The organism is Actinokineospora sp. UTMC 2448 (genome assembly GCF_024760565.1).
In the GTDB taxonomy this organism is placed as follows: Bacteria; Actinomycetota; Actinomycetes; order Mycobacteriales; family Pseudonocardiaceae; genus Actinokineospora; species Actinokineospora fastidiosa.
Genome location: NZ_CP031087.1, coordinates 5,155,970 through 5,174,336, shown reverse-complemented (window position 1 = coordinate 5,174,336; position 18,367 = coordinate 5,155,970). Strand labels below are relative to the sequence as shown.

Below are 18,367 nucleotides of genomic sequence, written 5' to 3'. Positions count from 1 at the left end.
GCGTCATCCCCAGATGGAGGCGTCGGACGGATCAGCGACGGCGCTGCCCGGCGTTTCCGGCGCACGCCACCGCTGCCACCGAATCCCGACCGGTCGAGTTCCGGTGTTCGCGTACTCGTGCACCGCGGCTCGTACGTCCGAGATCGGTAGCTCCGCGTCGGGGGGAAGTTCCATCTCGTTTTGCTGCATCGCGTAGCTCAACACCTCGCCGCTTGCCGACGGGGTGCCCTGGCTGTAGTGAGCGGCGTCGGTGTCGGTGAAGCAAAGGGCGCCCACCTCGCCGTTGATGCCGACGTAAAGGGTGGTCACGTCGTCGCCTTGCCGGGTGACCTCGGCGACGAGCCCGCCGTCGTGCACGAGGGAGGCGAGGTGGTCCAGCGCTTCGTCGACCGCGTCCGGCGTGGCGGCGATGTGGTCGCCTTCCTGATCGGTTGAGCCGATCGCTCTCGGACGAACCACCGCCCGTGGGTCTTGCGCCCGGTGCCCTTCCCGTCGATCGGCCGCGGCAACTCGGCGCGAAGACGCTCGACGCGGTCGACCTCGGCGACTCGTCCGTGCGGCGGTCTCCGATGGACGCGCTGGTCAACGGATTCGCTCGTGGAGCCCGGCGCGCCCGCGATGGCCGCCAGGTACTCTTCGATCGCCGAGGCCGCGTTCGCGGCGAGTTCGTGAACGCGACCCAACTCGGCCAACGTGAGCGCCATCGTCGAGTGCGCATGTGCGGCTGCCGCGTGCCCACTGCCCGCAGTCGAGCGGGCCCCGAGACCTCCTGCCTCGCCGACCACGGCAGCCGCCGAGGTGACGCTGGCCAATGCGTCCGCGCTCGCGGTCACCCTGCAGAACCTTTGACCTCTACCGGGCTCCACCACGGCCGCCGCTAGCCGGACCTGCCGTAATCCGGTGGCCCGTGATCCGCGCCCTCGACCAGACTCCCCTCCCATGACTGCCGATACCCGCATCGACCCCGCCTACGTGGGCGACGAACTCGCCCAGGCCGAGGGGTTCCTGGACTACCTGCGCGCCACCATCGTGATGAAGGCGCGGGGACTCTCCGAGGAGGACGCCCACCGCGCCGTGCTGCCGTCCAAGCTGATGACCGTGGCCGGGCTGCTCTCCCACCTGCGGTGGGTCGAGGCGTACTGGTTCCGGACCGTCCTCTGCGGCGAGCCCGACGCCGCGCCCTACACCAAGGAGCGGCCGGACGCCGAGTTCGAGGACGCCGCCCACCTCCCCACCGCCCGGCTCATCGCCGAGTACGAGGCCGAGTGCGCCAACAGCCGGGCGGTCACCGCCCGTATGGGCCTGACCGACACCGTCCCGTTCCGCAACCAGGGCGAGGTCAACGTGCGGTGGGTCGTGCTGCACATGATCGAGGAAACCGGGCGGCACGCCGGGCACCTCGATATCATCCGGGAGTTGCTCGACGGCGTCACCGGTGAATGACCACCGGGTGTGCTCACACCGGGTGACGAACATCCGGCGGCCCGTTCGGCGTGGCGGCTGGATCGGGCGTCATCGTGTGCCTACCTTTCTTGGCGTAGGTCCGGGGTTGACACAGCTCTGACTCTCTGGTTGAGGTCGAGGGTTTCGCCGGGCGGCAGTGCAGGTCCAGCGAACAGGAAGGCGGCTCGATGACGCCCCCGCACAACTACCTCGCCGTGATAAAGGTCGTCGGCATCGGTGGCGGCGGCGTGAACGCCGTCAACCGCATGATCGAGGTCGGGCTGAAGGGCGTCGAGTTCATCGCGGTGAACACCGACGCCCAGGCCCTGCTCATGTCCGACGCCGACGTCAAGCTCGACATCGGCCGCGAGCTGACCCGCGGCCTCGGCGCGGGCGCCAACCCCGAGGTCGGCCACAAGGCCGCCGAGGACCACCGCGAGGAGATCGAGGAGGTCCTCAAGGGGGCCGACATGGTCTTCGTGACCGCGGGCGAGGGCGGTGGCACCGGCACCGGCGGCGCGCCCGTCGTCGCCTCCATCGCGCGCAAGCTCGGCGCGCTGACCATCGGCGTGGTCACCCGGCCGTTCTCCTTCGAGGGCAAGCGGCGGGCCAAGCAGGCCGAGGACGGCATCCAGGCGCTGCGCAACGAGTGCGACACGCTCATCGTCATCCCGAACGACCGGCTGCTCCAGCTCGGCGACGTGGGCGTCTCCCTGATGGACGCGTTCCGCTCCGCCGACGAGGTGCTGCTCTCCGGTGTCCAGGGCATCACCGACCTGATCACCACGCCCGGTCTGATCAACCTGGACTTCGCCGACGTCAAGTCCGTCATGTCCGGCGCTGGCTCGGCGCTCATGGGCATCGGCAGTGCCCGCGGCGAGGGCCGCGCCGTGCAGGCCGCGCAGAAGGCGATCAACTCGCCGCTGCTGGAGGCCAGCATGGACGGCGCCCACGGCGTCCTGCTGGCCATCGCGGGCGGCTCCGACCTCGGCCTGTTCGAGATCAACGAGTCCGCGTCGCTGGTCCAGGAGGCCGCGCACCCCGAGGCCAACATCATCTTCGGCACGGTCATCGACGACTCCCTCGGCGACGAGGTCCGCGTCACGGTCATCGCCGCAGGCTTCGACGGCGGCACGCCGACCCACAAGAAGCTCGACCCGACGGCCCTGTCCTCGGCCAAGCCCACGACGGCCACCGCCACGGCGACCGCAGGCGAGGTCCAGAAGCCCGCCGAACCCACCCCGCCCCCGGTGAGCCAGCCGACCCCGGCCCCGACGCCGACGCCGGCGCCCGCCCCGGCCGAGCAGCCCACCACCGCCACCACCCCCAGCTACCCCGGCGGCTACCAGAACACCACCTACCCACCCCGCCCCGTCACGCCGAGCTACCCGCCGGTCACCAGGCCCGCGACCACCCCCGGCACCCTCCCCAGCCGAGCCACCCCCGTCGGCGAGGACCCGGACGACGAGGTGGACGTCCCCCCCTTCATGCGCCGCTAGCCGCGACCGCCGGAGACCCCCAAGGTCTCCGGCGGTGCCGCTTCCCCGCCCAGTGCGGGGTGAATCCGCTGTCACCCCGCGCTTGGGGAGGGCGGTTTGCAGGCGGGCGCCTCACCCTTGACGGCCCATCAGCCAGGTCCGCCGGGAACCGGCTTGGTCTTCTGCGGTGTCGCTTCCCCGTCCGGCACCGGGTGAATCTGCTGTCATCCCGCGCCCCCGGGGAGGGCGGTATGCAGGTGGACGCCCCGGCCCTTGACGGCCCATCAGCCATGCTCGCCGGGAACCGACGAGGTTTCCGGCGGTTCCGATTCCCGCCCGGCACCTGGTGAACCCGCTGTCATCCCACGCCCGCGGGAAGGGCGGTTTGCAGGCGGGCGCCTCACCCTTGACGGCCCATCAGCCAGGTCCGCCGGGAATCGACTTGGTCTCCGGCGGTGTCGCTTCCCCGTCCGGCACCGGGTGAATCTGCTGTCATCCCGCGCCCCCGGGGAGGGCGGTATGTAGGCGGATGCCCCACCGTTGGCGGCCCATCAGCCACGCCCGCCGTCTCCGGCGTTTCTGCGTCTCCGCCGCACTGCGGGGAAGTGGTGTTCGGTTCGAGGCGAGGTGGACGCCTCGCCTTCCCCGGGCCGCTAGCCACGTCCGCCGGAAACCGACCACTCGCCCGGCGTTCCTCCCTCGCCGCACCCGCTCCGTGGGCGCGTCCTGGGGGCCGGTGAAGGAACCCCTGCCCCCTCGACCACCTGCGGCCTGCCTGCCACCTCACGACACTCGTGGCCGGGGGCGACACCCCACCCGGGCCGCCAGCGCCCACTAATGTTCACCACGTGCGGATTCGTCGCGTGGTGACCACGCGTGAGGGTGGGGCGTCCAAGGCCCCGTACGACTCGTTCAACCTCGGCGATCACGTCGGGGACGAGCCGGGGGCGGTGGCGGCCAACCGGGCGCGGTTGGCGGCCGAGCTCGGTCTGCCCGAGGAGCGCGTCGTCTGGATGGAGCAGGTGCACGGGCGGACGGTGGCCGTCGTCGACGGGCCGCAGGGTGAGCCGGTCGAGGCGACCGACGCGCTGGTCACCGCCGAGCCGGGGCTGGCGCTCGTCGCGCTCGTCGCCGACTGCGTGCCCGTCCTGCTCGCCGATCCCGAGGCGGGCGTCGTCGCCGCCGTGCACGCCGGGCGCGTCGGCGCGCGGGTGGGCGTCATCCCGGCGACGCTCTCGGCCATGGCCTCGGCGGGCGCCGACGTGCAGCGCGTCGAGGCGCTGCTTGGTCCGTCCATCTGCGGCGAGTGCTACGAGGTCCCCGCCGCCATGCGCGACGACATGGAGGCCCGGCTGCCCGGCAGCGCCTGCAAGACCCGCTCCGGCACCCCCGGCGTCGACCTGCGCGCGGGCCTGTGGCGCCAGCTCGCCGACGCGGGCGTGGCGCGCATCGGCGTCGACCCGAGGTGCACCCGCGAGGACCGGACGCTGTTCAGTCACCGCAGGGACGGCACCACTGGGCGATTGGCGGCGATCACCTGGGTCGACCATGACTGACCGCGCCGCCGAGATCGCCGCCAACCTCGCCGACGTGCGCGCCCGCATCGAGGCCGCGTGCAAAGCCGCTGGCAGGAGCCCCGAGGAGGTGCGGCTGCTCGCCGTCACCAAGACCTTCCCGGCCTCCGACGCCGCCATCCTGGCCGGGCTCGGCGTCCGCGACCTCGCCGAGAACCGCGACCAGGAGGCCGCAGCCAAGGCCGCCGAGGTCGACGCCCCCGTCCGCTGGCACATGGTCGGCCGCCTCCAGCGCAACAAGGCCCGCTCGGTCGTCCGCTGGGCCGACGAGGTGCAGTCCGTCGACTCGACCCGCCTCGCCGAGGCCCTGGCCAGAGCGGTCGCCGCCGCCCGCGACGCCGGGGAGCGGACCGAGCCGCTCGACGTGCTCGTCCAGGCCAGCATCGACGGCGACCCCGCGCGCGGCGGCTGTCCGCTCGACCGGCTCCCGGAGTTGGCCCACGGGGTAATTCGATCGAGTGATCTTCGCCTCCGCGGGATCATGGCCGTGGCGCCGCTCGGGATGGAACCCCGGGCCGCCTTTGATCGTCTTGCAAGTGTCGCCGGAGAGCTGAGGACCGAGTTTCCCACGGCCCGTGAGCTGTCCTGCGGCATGAGTAACGATCTGGAAGAAGCGATCGACTACGGGTCGACATGCGTGCGTGTCGGAACCGCCCTGCTGGGAGGCCGAGGTCTAGCCTCCCCGTAAGAGGTTCCGGTTGCCATAACCCCGGGGAGTGGTTGAGTCGGGCTGGAACGTGGTAGATCGACGCAGGTCGGGGAATGTCGGGCCACGCTCGGGGAGTCGCGGAGGAACGCCATGAGCACACTGCAGAAGCTGAAGGCCTACTTCGGCATGGTCCCCGCCGACGAGTTCGATGACTACGAGTCGGAGGACTACGACCGGCGTGGCGGCTACCGGCGACCCGAGTACCTCGACGAGGAGTTCGACGACTACCCGCCCGGCCGCCGCCGCTGGCTCGGCGCGCAGCGCGAGTACGGCGACGACTTCGACGCCGAGCGCCCGGCCAGGCCCTCCTGGGCCCAGCCGGAGCCCGCGACGCACGGCGCGCTCGCCGTGGAGCCCAGGCGCGAGCCCGCACCCCGGCTGCGCCCGGTCGAGACCGCTCCCGCGCCCGGCGGCTACCCGCTCGGCCGGGTCATCACGCTGCACCCGACCAGCTACAACGAGGCGCGCACGATCGGCGAGCACTACCGCGACGGCCGTCCGGTGATCATGAACCTGACCGAGATGGACGACGCCGACGCCAAGCGCCTCGTCGACTTCGCCGCCGGTCTGGCGTTCGCGCTGCGCGGCTCGATCGACAAGGTCACCGCCAAGGTGTTCTTGATCTCACCGCCCAACATCGACCCCACCGCGGAGGACAAGCGGCGGCTCGTCGAGGGCGGGTTCGACCGGCGCGGCTGAGTGATGGCACAGTTGTGGGGTGGAACCGGTACTGCTCATCGCCTACTGGGTGCTTTTCGCCTTCTGGCTGTTGCTGACCGCGCGTGTGGTCGTCGAGCTCGTCCGCACTTTCGCGCGCGAGTGGCGGCCCGCGGGTGGAGTTGCGGTGACGCTGGAGACCATCTACACAGTGACCGATCCTCCGGTTCGGTTGGTCCGTCGGATCATCCCGACGGTCCGAATCGGAGGCGTGGGCCTGGACCTATCGATTATGGTGCTGCTGCTGGTCGTGTTCATCCTGATGCGGCTGGCGTATCCCGGGTGACGGGGAACTCGGGTGCTGGCAGCCCTGGAGTGCGTGAGGTGATCAGATGTCGTTGACCCCCGCTGACGTGCACAATGTGGCGTTCAGCAAGCCTCCGATTGGCAAGCGGGGCTACAACGAGGACGAGGTGGACGCCTTCCTCGACCTGGTCGAGGTGGAGCTGTCCCGCCTGATCGAGGAGAACAACGACCTGCGCGCGCAGGTCGAGCAGCTCGACGCGCAGCTGGAATCCGCCCGCGCCGACCTCGACGAGGCCCGCTCCGGCGCCGCCCCGGTGCAGGAGTCCCGGCGCTTGCAGCCGGTGCCCCCGCCGAGCCCGATGGAGCAGACCAGCCCCGGTGGCGGCGACCACCACGTGCAGGCCGCCAAGGTCCTGGGCCTGGCCCAGGAGATGGCCGACCGGCTCACCGGTGAGGCCAAGGCCGAGGCCGACGGGATGCTCGCCGAGGCCCGCACCAAGTCCGAGCAGCTGCTCTCGGAGGCGCGGACCAAGGCCGACACCATGGTCAACGAGGCCCGCACGCGGGCGGAGACCATGCTGAACGACGCCAGGACCCGGGCCGAGACGCTGGAGCGGCAGGCCCGCGAGAAGGCCACCACGCTGGAGCGCGACGCCCAGCGCCAGCACGCGGAGATCATCGGCGCGGTGCAGTCCGAGCGCACCACGCTGGAGAAGAAGATCGACGAGCTGCGCACGTTCGAGCGCGAGTACCGCACCCGGTTGAAGTCGCTGCTGGAGTCCAGCCTGCGCGAGCTGAGCGACCGCGGCCCCGCGGCCCCGGCCGACGGCGGCCGGGCGGCAGGCCAGAAAAGCGGCTACTCCTTCGGCCCCCGCGCCGAAGCGGGCTGATCCTCGAAGCCGACCGGGTCGTTGACGCGACCCGGTCGGTGAGGCGCAACGGTGCTGTACATCGTCTTGGTGCTGGTCCTGGCCGCGCTCGGCATGCTTGTCGTCGCGCTGTCCACGGCGAGCACGCTGTGGGCGTGGCTGTCGATCGCGATCAGCCTCGCTGGCGCCGCCGTCCTGGTCATGGACTGGCTGGGCAACCGCCGCCGCCGGGCGGCCGCCGCCGACCGCGCGGTCGACGAGGCGGAGGCCGAGCCGGAGGACTCGCCGGACGACGAGCCCGTGGTCGACGCCGAGCCCGACGACCTGCCCGAGGACGAGCCCGCCGAGGAGCAGACCGACGCGTCGGACCTGCTCGTCGTGGCCGGGCTGTCGGTCGAGGTGCGGGTGGTGGACGAGCGGCCCCGGTACCACCTGGCCAGGTGCTCGTGGCTGTCCGGGCGGCCGACGCTGGCGCTGCCGGTGTCGGAGGCGCGCCAACTCGGCTTCACCCCGTGCGCGGTGTGCACGCCCGACTCCGTGCTCGCGGCTCGACACCGGCACGACCAGACGACCTAGCTGGGGGGACCGTGGAGTTCCAGGACGTGGTGCGCCGTCGCCGGATGGTGCGCAGGTTCACCTCCGAGCCGGTGTCCCCGGAAAGCCTGTCCCGGATCCTGCGCAACGCGCGCCGGGGTCCGTCCGCGGGGTTCTCCCAGGGGCAGGCGTTCCTGGTCCTGCAGGGCGACGATCTCGCGGAGTTCTGGGAGTTCGGCGCGGACTGGACGTCCGACTCGGTGCGGACCGCGCCCGTGGTGATCGTCCCGTTCTCGGTGAAGGACCAGTACCTGGAGCGCTACGCGCGCGAGGACAAGGGCTGGACCGACCGCGCCGAGTCGCACTGGCCGGTGCCGTACTGGCACATCGACACGGGCATGGCCGCCCTGCTCATCCTGCAGACGGCGGTGGACGAGGGCCTGGGCGCGGTGTTCTTCGGCATCGGCCCGGAGGGGGCCGAGCGCCTGCACACCGACTTCGGCGTGCCCGCCACGCACGAGCCCATCGGCGTCATCGCCATCGGCCACCCCGACGAGCCGGAGCTGTCCGAGGACGCCTCCCCGCGCCGCATCCCGCGCCGCGACCTCGACGAGATCGTCCACTTCGGTCGGTGGTGAGCGCTCCCGAGATGACGCCCCTCGATGATTGGCAGTGGCTGAACGAGCCCCGATCCTGGTCCACCCGCGACGGCCTGACGATCACCGCCGACCCGGACACCGACTTCTGGCGCACCACCCACTACGGCTACGCCCGCGACACCGCCCACCTCTTCGGCACCCACCTGGTGGGCGACTTCACCCTCCGCGCGTCGTTCACCGCCGACTACGGGGCCCAGTACGACCAGGCGGGCATCGCGCTGCGCATCGACGAGCGGAACTGGATCAAGGCCGGGGTCGAACTCGTGGACGGCGCCTACCAGATCAGCACGGTGGTGACCCGCGACTTCTCCGACTGGTCGGTCGTGGGCGTGGCCGAGGTGGACCGCGTCACCATCGCCGCCGAACGCACGGGCGACACGGTGACGATCACGTACGGCCTGGGCCCCGCCACCCCCACCACGATGCTGCGCCTCGCCTACTTCCCACCCGATCCCCCCGTCCTGGCAGGCGTGATGACCGCCGCCCCCACCGGCCCCGGCTTCACCACCCACTTCGACGAGATCCAGATGCTGACATCATCCGAATGACGCCACCATCTGGATGATGTGCCCATCCACATGATGTGCCCATCCGGAGACGTGACCATTCAGATGACGTCGCCATCCGGGCGATCTGCCCATCCCGATGATGCGATCACCAGATGGCGAGATCATCCAAATGATGCCATCATCCGGATGGCGTCATCATCGGGATGATGAGACCATCCGGATGATCGCATCATCTGACTGGCCGCAGGATTCGGTCGCGGCCCACGAAACCCAGGCTCTGTGCTCGGTGGCCTATCCGGTGTCGTGCGCCTCAATACAGAACCGGCGGCTCGCTCCTTCGGTCCGCGACGGCCTTGACCTGGCGCTCCCACTTTCCGGATATCTGCTGCCACTCCGGGCTCTTCAGGTAGCTCTCCTCGTGGGTGTGCAGGTCGAACTCGGGCATGTAGAGCCCGACCACACCCTTCTCCAGCACCCCGTCCGCGCGGACTCCCTGTTCCCGCAGGATGAGAATCGGAAGCCCGATCTGGAACGCCATCGCGGGTTCAATGTGCGCCCAGGGCGTGGTGAGCCAGGTGTCGTCGAGGGACTGTTCGCGGATGTTCTCAAGGTCCGTGCGGATATTGGCCGTTCCCCGTTCGACATACGCCCTGCGGAAGGCGATGGTGAGAAGCCCGTAGGACTCCGACGTCAGCCGCCTGATCGCCGTCGCTGACAAGCTGACGTTGCCGAGAGTTGTACGGCTCCGGGTAGCTCATGAATATCGAGACGCCGAAGCCGGTCACGCCTAGTTCCATGGTCAGTCGCCCATAAGGCGGACATCAAGGCGACCTTTTACATGCGCAGCGGGCGGGCGAGATGATGTCATCATCAGAGTCAGGGCAAGTCGGCGATTAGGAGGCGGTAGCCGGCGTCCAGTTCGTCCAAGGCCAGTAGGTCGGCGTGGTTGGTCGTCCAGGTGCCGGAGGTGAGGTCGGCTTCCAGGCGGGCCAGGCCGGGGCGGAGGCGGGCGTCGCCGGTTTGGGCGAGGCCGGAGGCGCCCGCGCGGACCGCCGGGTCGAGGTACGCGGCTGGGCGGCGCCAATAAGCCGCGAGGAAGCCGTCCGTGCAGTCGTGGGGGACCGGGACCGCCTCCACCCTGGCGTCCAGCGCGTCCACCAGGCGGTCGATGGGGACCGCACGGGCGTCGTCGATGGCGATCGCCTCCGGGAGGTATTCGCGCAGGAGCCAGAACTCCCGCGCCACCGTCTGGTCCCACGTCAGGATCACCACCCGCGAGCGGGCGACGCGGCGCAGTTCCGCGAGGCCCGCGGCCAGGTCCGTCCAGTGGTGGATCGTGAGCACCGCCATCGCCGCGTCGACCGACTTGTCCGGCAGCGGGATCGCCTCGGCCACCGCCCGCACCGCCGGGGCCGCCCCCGGCGGGCGCTGGGCGATCATCGTCGGGCTCGGCTCGACGGCCAGCACCGTCGTCGGCGGCTCGTAGGAGCCCGCGCCCGCGCCGACGTCGACCACGGTGGCCGCGTCGCCGAGGGCGGCGGTGATCCGGGCGGCCACCCGGGGGTCGGGCCTGCGCGTGCTGGTGTACGTCCGGCCGATGGTGTCGTAGACGGTCATGAGGACCAAGCTAGGTTGTGCGGCATGGGGGGCGGCACCAGGTTGGGGCGCGAGTTCGGCAAGCTCTGGACGGCGACGGCCGCCACCAACATCGGCGACGGGATCGCGCTCGCCGCCGGGCCGCTGCTGATCTCCTCGCTGACCGACGACCCGAGGCTGGTCGCGGGCGCGGTGTTCGCCCAGCAGTTGCCGTGGCTGCTGTTCGCCCTGTTCAGCGGCGCGTGGGTGGACCGGCTGGACCGGCGGAAGGTGATCGCCGTCGTCGACGTCCTGCGGGCGGTCGTCGTCGCCGGGCTCGCGGTGGCGGTGTGGGGCGGGCTGGCCACCGTGTGGGTCGTCTACCTGGCGTTCTTCCTGATCGGCATCGCCGAGACCTTCGCCGACACCGCCGCGGGCGCGCTGCTGCCCGCGCTCGTCGCCCCCGAGGCGCTGCCCAGGGCCAACGCCCGGCTCACGGCCGTGCTCTACGTCGGCAACCAGTTCGCCGCCCCGCCCATCGGCGCGGCGCTGTTCGCGGTGGCGGCTGCGCTGCCGTTCGGGGTGAACGCGGTGGCCTTCCTGCTCGCCTCGGCCGTCATGCTGACCATCCGGCACCGGCCCGCGCCCCGCGAGCGCCCGACGACCCGGCTGACCAGCGAGATCAGGGAGGGCGTGCGCTGGCTGTGGCGCCACGGCCTGCTGCGCACGCTGGGCCTGTGCCTGGGCGTGATGAACCTCCTGCTCATGGCCGCGTTCGCGATCTACGTGCTCTACGCCAAGGAGCGCCTGGGCCTCGACGAGATCGGCTTCGGCGTGCTCATCACCGCGGGCGCGGTCGGCGGGCTCATCGGCACGGCCCTGGTCTCGCCGCTGCGCGGGCGGTTCGGCGAGCACACCCTGCTGCGCGCGGGCCTCGTCGTGGAGACGCTGACCCACGTCGGGCTCGCCCTGGCCACCGACGCCTGGGTCGCCGCGGCCATCACCGTCGTCTTCGGCTGCCACGGCGCCATCTGGGGCGTGGTGGCCACCTCGGTCCGCCAGCGGGTCGTGCCGGACGAGCTGCGCGGGCGCGTCGACAGCGTCTACCGGCTGCTGGTGATCGGCGGCGCGGCGCTGGGCGCGCCGCTGAGCGGCGTGCTGGCCGTCTGGCTGGGCGTGACCGGGCCGTTCTGGGTGGCCGCGGGCGCGATGGCCGTGCTCAGCGCGGTTGTTTGGCGGAAGTTCAGCAGGGCGGCTTTCGCCATCTGATAGGCATGTCCCCATGCCGGTTGACGCCTACTGCGAACGGACGGGCCCCGACTTCTGGTCGGAGCCGGTCAACGCGCTGACCAACGTGGCGTTCCTCATCGCCGCGGTCCTCGCCTACCGGCACCTGCTGAGGCAGTCGACCCGGCCGCCGACGCTGGTCGCGCTGGTGGTCCTGCTCACGGCCATCGGGGTGGGCAGCTTCACCTTCCACACCGTGGCCACGCGCTGGGCCGCCACCCTCGACACCACGCCGATCCTGCTGTTCATGCTCGCCTACGTGGTCGCCTTCGCCCGGCACTTCATGGGCGCGCCGTGGCGGTGGGCGTGGGTGGCCGCGCCGGTGTTCGTGGTCTTCTCCATCGGGGTGAACGCCCTGGTCGACCTCGGCGGCTACGCGCCAGCCCTGCTCGGCCTGCTGATCATGTCCGGGATCGCCGCCTTCCGCCGCATGTACGGCTACGCCCGGGCCTACCTGGGCATCGCCGGGCTGTTCGCGGTCTCGCTGACCCTGCGCACGATCGACGAGTCCGTCTGCGGATGGCTGCCGCTGGGCACGCACTTCCTCTGGCATGTGCTCAACGCCACCGTCCTGTACCTGGTGATCCGGGTCGCGGCCGACCGGGCCGCAAACCAGGTTGCGGGCATTGGCTACCCTGGACGCACAAGGCGCTGATCCGGCCATCACCGGGGAGCCTCCGGAAGAACAGGCGCGAGCCCCAGTAGAACCGGACGGGACGGCCCGTCACAGCCGACCAGCGAGAGGTCGCCGGGTTCCCGGCGGCAAGCGGGGTGGTACCGCGGCGCGCGAGCGTCGTCCCCGTGTGGGTCCGACCGATCCGTACGAGGAGCTACCGCGATGTACCCCCGCGCACACCACGGCGACGCAGCCGACGTCCCCGCCCAGCCGAGCTTCCCCGAGCTGGAGCGGTCCGTCCTGGACTTCTGGGCGACCGACCGCACCTTCCAGGCCACTGTGGACGCCCGCCCGGCTGGCGAGAACGGGGACAACGAGTTCGTCTTCTACGACGGCCCGCCCTTCGCCAACGGCCTGCCGCACTACGGCCACCTGCTGACCGGCTACGTCAAGGACGTCGTGCCGCGCTACCAGACCATGCGCGGGCGCCACGTCGAGCGCCGCTTCGGCTGGGACACCCACGGCCTGCCCGCCGAGGTCGAGGCCGAGAAGCAGCTCGGGTTCAGCGCCAAGAGCGAGATCGAGGAATTCGGCATCGAGAAGTTCAACGAGGCCTGCCGGACCTCGGTGCTGCGCTACACCGACCAGTGGCGCGACTACGTGACCCGCCAGGCCCGCTGGGTGGACTTCGACAACGACTACAAGACGCTCGACCTCGACTACATGGAAAGCGTCATGTGGGCGTTCAAGTCCTTGTGGGACAAGGGCTTGGTGTACGAGGGCTTCCGGGTGCTCTGGTACTGCTGGCGCTGCGAGACGCCGCTGTCCAACACCGAGACGAAGATGGACGACACCTACCGCAGCCGCCAGGACCCGGCGGTCACGGTGTCGCTGCGGCTGGACGCGCCCGGCACCGACCTCGACGGCGTGCACGCCCTGGTCTGGACGACGACCCCGTGGACGCTGCCGTCGAACCTCGCCGCCGCGGTGCACCCCGAGGTCGACTACGTCGTGGTCGAGGCGTTCGACCACCCGGACCGGCGCTACCTGCTGGCCGAGGCCCGGGTGTCGGCCTACGCCCGCGAGCTGGGCGACGAGCCCAGGGTCGAGGCCCGGTACAAGGGCGCCGACCTCCTCGGCACCCGCTACCGCCCGCCGTTCGACTTCTTCACCGGCCGGGAGAACGCCCACCAGGTGCTCGCCGCCGACTACGTCACCACCGAGGACGGCACGGGCGTCGTGCACATCGCGCCCGCCTTCGGTGAGGAGGACAAGGTCGTCACCGACGCCGCGGGCATCGAGGTGGTCAACCCGGTCGACTCGCACGGCCGGTTCACCGCCGAGGTCGCGCCCTACCAGGGGCTGCAGGTCTTCGAGGCGAACAAGCCGATCATCCGCGACCTCAAGGACGCGGGCCTGCTGCTGCGGCACGAGACCTACGACCACCCGTACCCGCACTGCTGGCGCTGCGGCAACGCGCTCATCCAGCGCGCGGTGTCGTCGTGGTTCATCGCGGTCACCCGGTTCAAGGACCGGATGGTCGAGCTGAACAAGCAGATCAACTGGGTGCCCGCGCACGTCCGAGACGGCCAGTTCGGCAAGTGGCTGGAGAACGCCCGCGACTGGAACGTCTCGCGCAACCGGTTCTGGGGCTCGCCGATCCCGGTGTGGGTGTCGGACGACCCGGAGTACCCGCGCATGGACGTGTACGGGTCGCTGGACGAGCTGGAGCGCGACTTCGGCGTGCGCCCGACCGACCTGCACCGCCCGGCGATCGACGAGCTGGTCCGCCCGAACCCGGACGACCCGACCGGCAAGTCGATGATGCGGCGCGTGCCGGAGGTGCTGGACTGCTGGTTCGAGTCCGGCTCGATGTCCTTCGCCCAGGTGCACTACCCGTTCGAGAACCGCGAGTGGTTCGAGGACCACTACCCGGGCGACTTCATCGTCGAGTACAACAACCAGACGCGCGGCTGGTTCTACACCATGCACGTGGTGGCGACGGCGCTGTTCGACCGGCCTGCGTTCACCAACTGCATCGCGCACGGGATCGTGCTCGGCGACGACGGGCAGAAGATGTCCAAGTCGCTGCGCAACTACCCGGACATCAACGAGGTGTTCGTCCGGGACGGCTCGGACGCGATGCGCTGGTTCCTCATGGCCTCGCCCATCCTGCGCGGCGGAGACCTCGTCGTCACCGAGCGGGGCATCCGCGACGCCGTGCGCCAGGCCGTGCTGCCGCTGTGGAACTCGTACTACTTCCTCGCGCTCTACGCCAACGCCGAGGGCAAGGAAGGCGCGTGGCGCACCGACTCCCAGCACGTGCTGGACCGGTACGCGCTGGCCAAGACCCGGCAGCTCGTGGAGTCCGTCACCGAGGCGATGGACACCTACGACATCTCCGGGGCGTGCCAGTCGGTGCGCGAGTTCCTCGAGGTCCTGACCAACTGGTACGTGCGCCGCTCGCGGGACCGGTTCTGGTCCGGCGACACCGACGCGATCGACACCCTGCACACCGTGCTGGAGACGGTCTGCCGGGTCGCCGCGCCGCTGCTGCCGCTGACCACCGAGGTGGTCTGGCGGGGGCTGACCGGCGAGCGGTCGGTGCACCTGGCCGACTGGCCTGCCGCCGACGCGCTGCCCGCCGACGACGCGCTGGTCGCGGCCATGGACCGGGTGCGGCAGGTGTGCTCGTCGGCGCTGGCCCTGCGCAAGGCCAACAAGCTGCGCGTGCGGCTGCCGCTGGCCTCGCTGCTGGTCGCCGCCGAGGACGTGGCGGTGCTGGAGCCGTTCGTCGAGCTGATCCGCGACGAGGTCAACGTCAAGGCGGTCGAGCTGACCACCGACGTCGCCGCGCACGGCCGGTTCGAGCTCGCGGTGAACGCGCGGGCGTGCGGGCCGCGGCTGGGCAAGGACGTGCAGAAGGTGATCAAGGCCGTCAAGGCGGGCGAGTGGTCGACGGACGAGTCCGGCGCCGTCGTCGCGGCCGGGATCGCGCTGCTGGAGGGCGAGTACGAGCGGCGGCTCGTCGCGGTCGACCCGGGCGCGACGGCCGAGCTGCCCGGCGGGCTGGTCGTGCTGGACACGACCGTCACCGCCGAGCTGGCCGCCGAGGGCGTGGCGCGCGACCTGGTGCGCGTCGTGCAGCAGGCGCGGCGCGACGCCGGGCTCGCGGTGTCCGACCGGATCGCGCTGACGGTCGACGCGCCCGCCGAGGTCCTCGACGCCGCTGCGGCGCACCGGGAGTTCATCGCCGGGGAGACCCTGGCCGACGAGGTCTCCCACGGGTCGGTCGACGGCGGGTCGACCGGCACGGTGGGCGACGGCGTCGCGGTGCGCGTGGATGTGGTGAAGCGGTAACGGTTCTGTGCGCTGAGGAGCGGTTCCCGGGTCCCGGGGGCCGCTCCTCTGGCATCGTGGGGGCGTTGCCTGGGGAGCTTGGGGGTTCGTGACGTGTCCGACGGCGCCAGACGCTTGATCCTGTCCATCGGCGGCGTGGCCTGCGTGGCCATCGTGCTGTTCGCGTACTTCGTGCTGCTGGGCGACGACTCACCGCCGCCTGCGCCGGTGGCCGAGGAGAAGCCGGTGGCCTCCGCGCAGGAGGTGGGGGAGGACTTCGCCGCGGCGTGGGCGCGGGCCGACCACGCCGCCGCGGCCGCGCTGACCGACAGGCCGGACGTGGCGCGGGCGGCGCTGACGAGCGCGCGGCAGGCGGTGGGCCCGCGGACGCTGAGCGTGGTCCTCAGCGGGCCGGTCGCCGAGTCCGGGGAGTCCGCGCGGGCGACGGCGGAGGTGGGGTGGACGCTCGATGACGACCGCACCCTGAGCTACACCACCGAGTTCGGCCTGGCCCGACGGGACGGGCAGTGGAAGGTGCGCTGGGCGCCGGGCGTCGTGCACCCGAAGCTGGCCGACGGCACGCGGCTGGCCCTGCGCGTCGCCCCGGAGGTGGCCGTGGTCGACCGCGACGGCAGGCCGCTGGTGCGCGGCGGGGCGTCGGTGCCCTCGGCCGGACGGGTCCTGGGACCGGCCATGGTCCGCGCGGCAGGCGGGGAGTCGGCAGGGAGTCCTGCGGTCGTCATCGTCGACGGCGCGGGCAAGGAGAAGGCGGAACTGCTGGCGGGCGATTCGGCGAAACCGATCACGTCCACTGTGGACATCGAGACGCAGGCGGCGGCCCAGGCCGCGGTGGACGCGGTGAAGGCGCCCGCGTACCTGGTGGCGATCGACGCCTCCGACGGCGGGATCCTCGCCGTGGCGCAGAACTCGGCGGCCACGGGGACGAACGCGCTCAACGGGCTGTACCCGCCGGGGTCGACGTTCAAGATCGTGACGGCGTCGGCCGTGCTGTCCGCGGGGGCGGCGGACGCGGGCACCGTGCTGCCCTGCCCCGGCGAGGCCACGATCGGCACGCGCCGCATCCGCAACGACGGCTTCGAGCTGGGCGCCGTGCCGCTGACGACGGCGTTCGCCCGCTCGTGCAACACGACGTTCGCGGCGCTGGCCGCCGACCTGCCCGGCGACTCGCTGTCGGCGGCGGCCGCGCGGTTCGGCCTCGCCGCCGACTTCGAGATCCCGGGGATCACCACGCAGACCGGCGGCGTCGACCCGGCGAACGGCACGCCCCAGCAGGTGGAGAACGCCATCGGGCAGGGCACCGTGCAGGCCAGCCCGTTCGGGCTCGCGCTCATGGCCGCGACCGTCGCCCGCGGCGACGCGGTGACCCCGCGCCTCTACGACGAGCTGGAGACGCAGGTCAACCGCGGGTACGAGGCGCCAGCGCCCGGCACCGTCGCGGCATTGCGGACGATGATGCGCGCGGTGGTCACCTCCGGCACCGGCTCGGCGCTCGGGCGGTACGGGGCCGTGGCGGGCAAGACCGGGACGGCGCAGTTCGGTGACGGGCGCGTCGCGCACGGCTGGTTCGCCGGGTACCGCGGTGACGTCGCCTTCGCGGTGCTGGTCGAGGGCGCGGGAACGTCCGGGCCCGCGGTGACGGCCGTCGGCCGGTTCCTCGGCGGGCTCTAGACGAGCAGGTCCTGAGCTGGATCGCCTGCGTGCTTCACGCGGCTCGCGGGCGACTGCGTCGGTCGGTCAGCGGCTGTCCTCGCCGGAGAGCAATCGCTCGACGATGTCCCTGAGCGCCTTCGCGTCGTCGGGGCCGAGGCGGTCCAGCAGGTGGCGGCGGGTCGAGTCGTTCAGGCTCGGCACCGACGCCTCGACCGTGCGCCGTCCCGCCGGTCGCAGGGTGACCTCGACCCCGTTCGCGACCTTGCCGCGCACGAGGTAGTCGCGTTTCTCCATCCTGGTCAGCAGGTGCGAGAGCCGGGTCCGGTCCCAGCCCAGGGCCGCGGCGATGGCGTTCTGCCGCAGGACACCGCCCGATTCGTGCAGGCACACCAACACACTCAGCTCCGCCTCGGAGAGGCCGGACGCCGCGGTCATGTCGGCGACGACCGCGGCGCGGACCAGCTCATGCGCGCGCTTCCACAGCAGCCACAGCTCCGTCGACTCGGCCGGACCAGATGTTGACATGTCAACACCTCCCTTCTACGGTTCGACCCTACAAGCAGCTCGCACCTAAGGACTTCCTCGATGCTCGACGCCCGACGGCACTACGCCAGCCTGCGCGTTCTTGCGCTTCTCCCGCTCGTGCTGTTCCTCCCGGCCGTGGTCGCCTTCTTCGTGGAACCGCACGTGGCGTGGGGCGAATACCTGGGGGTCTTCTTCCACCTCTCCATCCTCTTCCTCGTCTCGCGCCTGGACGCGGCCCCGTGGGCGAAGGCGGCTGGGTACGGCTGGGTGGCGCTGGACGTGCTCGCGGGCATCCTGATGATCAACGACATCGCCTACGACACCGCCTGGGCGGTCCGGCTCGGCGGGCACGTCCTCGCAGGCGTCTGGATCGTGTCGAGTTCCCTGGTCAGCAGGACCTGGCCGGTCCGGGTGGTCGGCGTGGTCACGGGTCTCTGGCTGGCCGGGTACTCCTTCGTGGGAGATGTGCTCCCGGAATCGTTCCTGCGCCCGGCGGGCATCCTGATCCTGGTCTGGTTCGCCCTTCTGGCGATCTGTCACCGATCGAACAGCGGTCCGGCTGCACCAAGCGCGTACGCGCCGTCGTCCGTCGCCTAGGACCACTGATCAGTTAGGA

The 18,367-nt window shown here is 71.4% G+C and carries 19 protein-coding genes; 15 read left to right on the top strand and 4 right to left on the bottom strand.

Annotation, left to right across the window (positions count from 1 at the left end; translation table 11 throughout):
* Window positions 1–3: 3 nt before the first annotated feature.
* Window positions 4–459 carry an Imm1 family immunity protein gene (locus tag Actkin_RS23525; RefSeq protein WP_258904298.1) on the bottom strand — a complete coding sequence of 152 codons (456 nt, stop codon included), beginning with the start codon at window positions 457–459 and terminating at the stop codon, window positions 4–6.
* A 480-nt stretch (window positions 460–939) separates the two neighbouring features.
* On the opposite strand from Actkin_RS23525, the gene Actkin_RS23520 reads away from it, so the two are divergent.
* The 10 genes from Actkin_RS23520 to Actkin_RS23475 all read left to right on the top strand — a co-directional run bounded on the left by Actkin_RS23520 (window position 940) and on the right by Actkin_RS23475 (window position 8,777).
* Window positions 940–1,443, top strand: coding sequence for a DinB family protein (locus tag Actkin_RS23520; protein WP_258904297.1), 504 nt, complete (start codon window positions 940–942; stop codon window positions 1,441–1,443).
* 188 nt (window positions 1,444–1,631) lie between these two features.
* On the top strand, window positions 1,632–2,942 hold the full coding sequence (gene ftsZ, locus Actkin_RS23515) for a cell division protein FtsZ (protein WP_189211576.1): 1,311 nt from the start codon (window positions 1,632–1,634) through the stop codon (window positions 2,940–2,942).
* A gap of 827 nt (window positions 2,943–3,769) precedes the next feature.
* Entirely contained in the window at window positions 3,770–4,477 is a 708-nt protein-coding gene (pgeF, locus tag Actkin_RS23510; RefSeq protein ID WP_258904296.1) for a peptidoglycan editing factor PgeF, read from the top strand.
* On the top strand, window positions 4,470–5,183 hold the full coding sequence (locus Actkin_RS23505; RefSeq protein ID WP_258904295.1) for a YggS family pyridoxal phosphate-dependent enzyme: 714 nt from the start codon (window positions 4,470–4,472) through the stop codon (window positions 5,181–5,183). The genes pgeF and Actkin_RS23505 overlap by 8 nt, the downstream gene beginning before the upstream one ends.
* Before the next feature lie 111 nt (window positions 5,184–5,294).
* Window positions 5,295–5,903 carry a cell division protein SepF gene (locus tag Actkin_RS23500; RefSeq protein ID WP_189211573.1) on the top strand — a complete coding sequence of 203 codons (609 nt, stop codon included), beginning with the start codon at window positions 5,295–5,297 and terminating at the stop codon, window positions 5,901–5,903.
* A 19-nt stretch (window positions 5,904–5,922) separates the two neighbouring features.
* On the top strand, window positions 5,923–6,207 hold the full coding sequence (locus Actkin_RS23495; RefSeq protein WP_189211572.1) for a YggT family protein: 285 nt from the start codon (window positions 5,923–5,925) through the stop codon (window positions 6,205–6,207).
* Between the two features lie 46 nt (window positions 6,208–6,253).
* A complete protein-coding gene (locus Actkin_RS23490) occupies window positions 6,254–7,057 on the top strand; it encodes a DivIVA-like cell division protein Wag31 (RefSeq protein ID WP_258904293.1) in 804 nt (267 codons plus the stop codon).
* Between the two features lie 51 nt (window positions 7,058–7,108).
* Window positions 7,109–7,612, top strand: a complete 504-nt coding sequence (locus Actkin_RS23485; protein WP_189211570.1) for a hypothetical protein — start codon at window positions 7,109–7,111, stop codon at window positions 7,610–7,612.
* Window positions 7,613–7,623: 11 nt separating this feature from the next.
* Complete coding sequence (locus Actkin_RS23480) at window positions 7,624–8,208, top strand: nitroreductase family protein (protein ID WP_258904292.1); 585 nt, start codon at window positions 7,624–7,626, stop codon at window positions 8,206–8,208.
* Between the two features lie 11 nt (window positions 8,209–8,219).
* Entirely contained in the window at window positions 8,220–8,777 is a 558-nt protein-coding gene (locus Actkin_RS23475; protein WP_258904291.1) for a DUF1349 domain-containing protein, read from the top strand.
* Between the two features lie 271 nt (window positions 8,778–9,048).
* Here Actkin_RS23475 and Actkin_RS23470 read toward each other — a convergent pair whose 3' ends face one another.
* Both Actkin_RS23470 and Actkin_RS23465 read right to left on the bottom strand, forming a co-directional pair.
* Window positions 9,049–9,456 carry a hypothetical protein gene (locus Actkin_RS23470; RefSeq protein WP_258904290.1) on the bottom strand — a complete coding sequence of 136 codons (408 nt, stop codon included), beginning with the start codon at window positions 9,454–9,456 and terminating at the stop codon, window positions 9,049–9,051.
* Between the two features lie 158 nt (window positions 9,457–9,614).
* A complete protein-coding gene (locus tag Actkin_RS23465) occupies window positions 9,615–10,355 on the bottom strand; it encodes a class I SAM-dependent methyltransferase (protein ID WP_258904289.1) in 741 nt (246 codons plus the stop codon).
* Between the two features lie 24 nt (window positions 10,356–10,379).
* On the opposite strand from Actkin_RS23465, the gene Actkin_RS23460 reads away from it, so the two are divergent.
* The 4 genes from Actkin_RS23460 to Actkin_RS23445 all read left to right on the top strand — a co-directional run bounded on the left by Actkin_RS23460 (window position 10,380) and on the right by Actkin_RS23445 (window position 17,244).
* The gene (locus Actkin_RS23460) at window positions 10,380–11,582 is read left to right on the top strand and encodes an MFS transporter (protein WP_258904288.1); all 1,203 of its coding nucleotides are present in this window, start codon (window positions 10,380–10,382) and stop codon (window positions 11,580–11,582) included.
* A gap of 13 nt (window positions 11,583–11,595) precedes the next feature.
* Window positions 11,596–12,255, top strand: coding sequence for a ceramidase domain-containing protein (locus Actkin_RS23455; protein WP_258904287.1), 660 nt, complete (start codon window positions 11,596–11,598; stop codon window positions 12,253–12,255).
* A gap of 183 nt (window positions 12,256–12,438) precedes the next feature.
* On the top strand, window positions 12,439–15,576 hold the full coding sequence (ileS, locus tag Actkin_RS23450) for an isoleucine--tRNA ligase (protein ID WP_258904286.1): 3,138 nt from the start codon (window positions 12,439–12,441) through the stop codon (window positions 15,574–15,576).
* Window positions 15,577–15,669: 93 nt separating this feature from the next.
* A complete protein-coding gene (locus Actkin_RS23445; protein ID WP_258904284.1) occupies window positions 15,670–17,244 on the top strand; it encodes a penicillin-binding transpeptidase domain-containing protein in 1,575 nt (524 codons plus the stop codon).
* A 66-nt stretch (window positions 17,245–17,310) separates the two neighbouring features.
* Here Actkin_RS23445 and Actkin_RS23440 read toward each other — a convergent pair whose 3' ends face one another.
* Window positions 17,311–17,751, bottom strand: coding sequence for a MarR family winged helix-turn-helix transcriptional regulator (locus Actkin_RS23440; RefSeq protein WP_258904282.1), 441 nt, complete (start codon window positions 17,749–17,751; stop codon window positions 17,311–17,313).
* A gap of 60 nt (window positions 17,752–17,811) precedes the next feature.
* On the opposite strand from Actkin_RS23440, the gene Actkin_RS23435 reads away from it, so the two are divergent.
* The gene (locus Actkin_RS23435) at window positions 17,812–18,348 is read left to right on the top strand and encodes a hypothetical protein (protein ID WP_258904281.1); all 537 of its coding nucleotides are present in this window, start codon (window positions 17,812–17,814) and stop codon (window positions 18,346–18,348) included.
* The last annotated feature ends 19 nt before the right edge of the window (window positions 18,349–18,367 follow it).

Excerpts from the sequence above, each read along its gene's own strand:
- ftsZ (WP_189211576.1), top strand. The coding sequence starts at position 1,632 with ATGACGCCCCCGCACAACTACCTCGCCGTGATAAAGGTCGTCGGCATC.
- Actkin_RS23490 (WP_258904293.1), top strand. The coding sequence starts at position 6,254 with ATGTCGTTGACCCCCGCTGACGTGCACAATGTGGCGTTCAGCAAGCCT.
- Actkin_RS23460 (WP_258904288.1), top strand. The coding sequence starts at position 10,380 with ATGGGGGGCGGCACCAGGTTGGGGCGCGAGTTCGGCAAGCTCTGGACG.
- Actkin_RS23435 (WP_258904281.1), top strand. The coding sequence starts at position 17,812 with ATGCTCGACGCCCGACGGCACTACGCCAGCCTGCGCGTTCTTGCGCTT.
- Actkin_RS23465 (WP_258904289.1), bottom strand. The coding sequence starts at position 10,355 with ATGACCGTCTACGACACCATCGGCCGGACGTACACCAGCACGCGCAGG.
- Actkin_RS23440 (WP_258904282.1), bottom strand. The coding sequence starts at position 17,751 with ATGTCAACATCTGGTCCGGCCGAGTCGACGGAGCTGTGGCTGCTGTGG.
- Actkin_RS23475 (WP_258904291.1), top strand. The coding sequence starts at position 8,220 with ATGACGCCCCTCGATGATTGGCAGTGGCTGAACGAGCCCCGATCCTGG.
- Actkin_RS23500 (WP_189211573.1), top strand. The coding sequence starts at position 5,295 with ATGAGCACACTGCAGAAGCTGAAGGCCTACTTCGGCATGGTCCCCGCC.
- Actkin_RS23455 (WP_258904287.1), top strand. The coding sequence starts at position 11,596 with ATGCCGGTTGACGCCTACTGCGAACGGACGGGCCCCGACTTCTGGTCG.
- ileS (WP_258904286.1), top strand. The coding sequence starts at position 12,439 with ATGTACCCCCGCGCACACCACGGCGACGCAGCCGACGTCCCCGCCCAG.
- Actkin_RS23520 (WP_258904297.1), top strand. The coding sequence starts at position 940 with ATGACTGCCGATACCCGCATCGACCCCGCCTACGTGGGCGACGAACTC.
- Actkin_RS23505 (WP_258904295.1), top strand. The coding sequence starts at position 4,470 with ATGACTGACCGCGCCGCCGAGATCGCCGCCAACCTCGCCGACGTGCGC.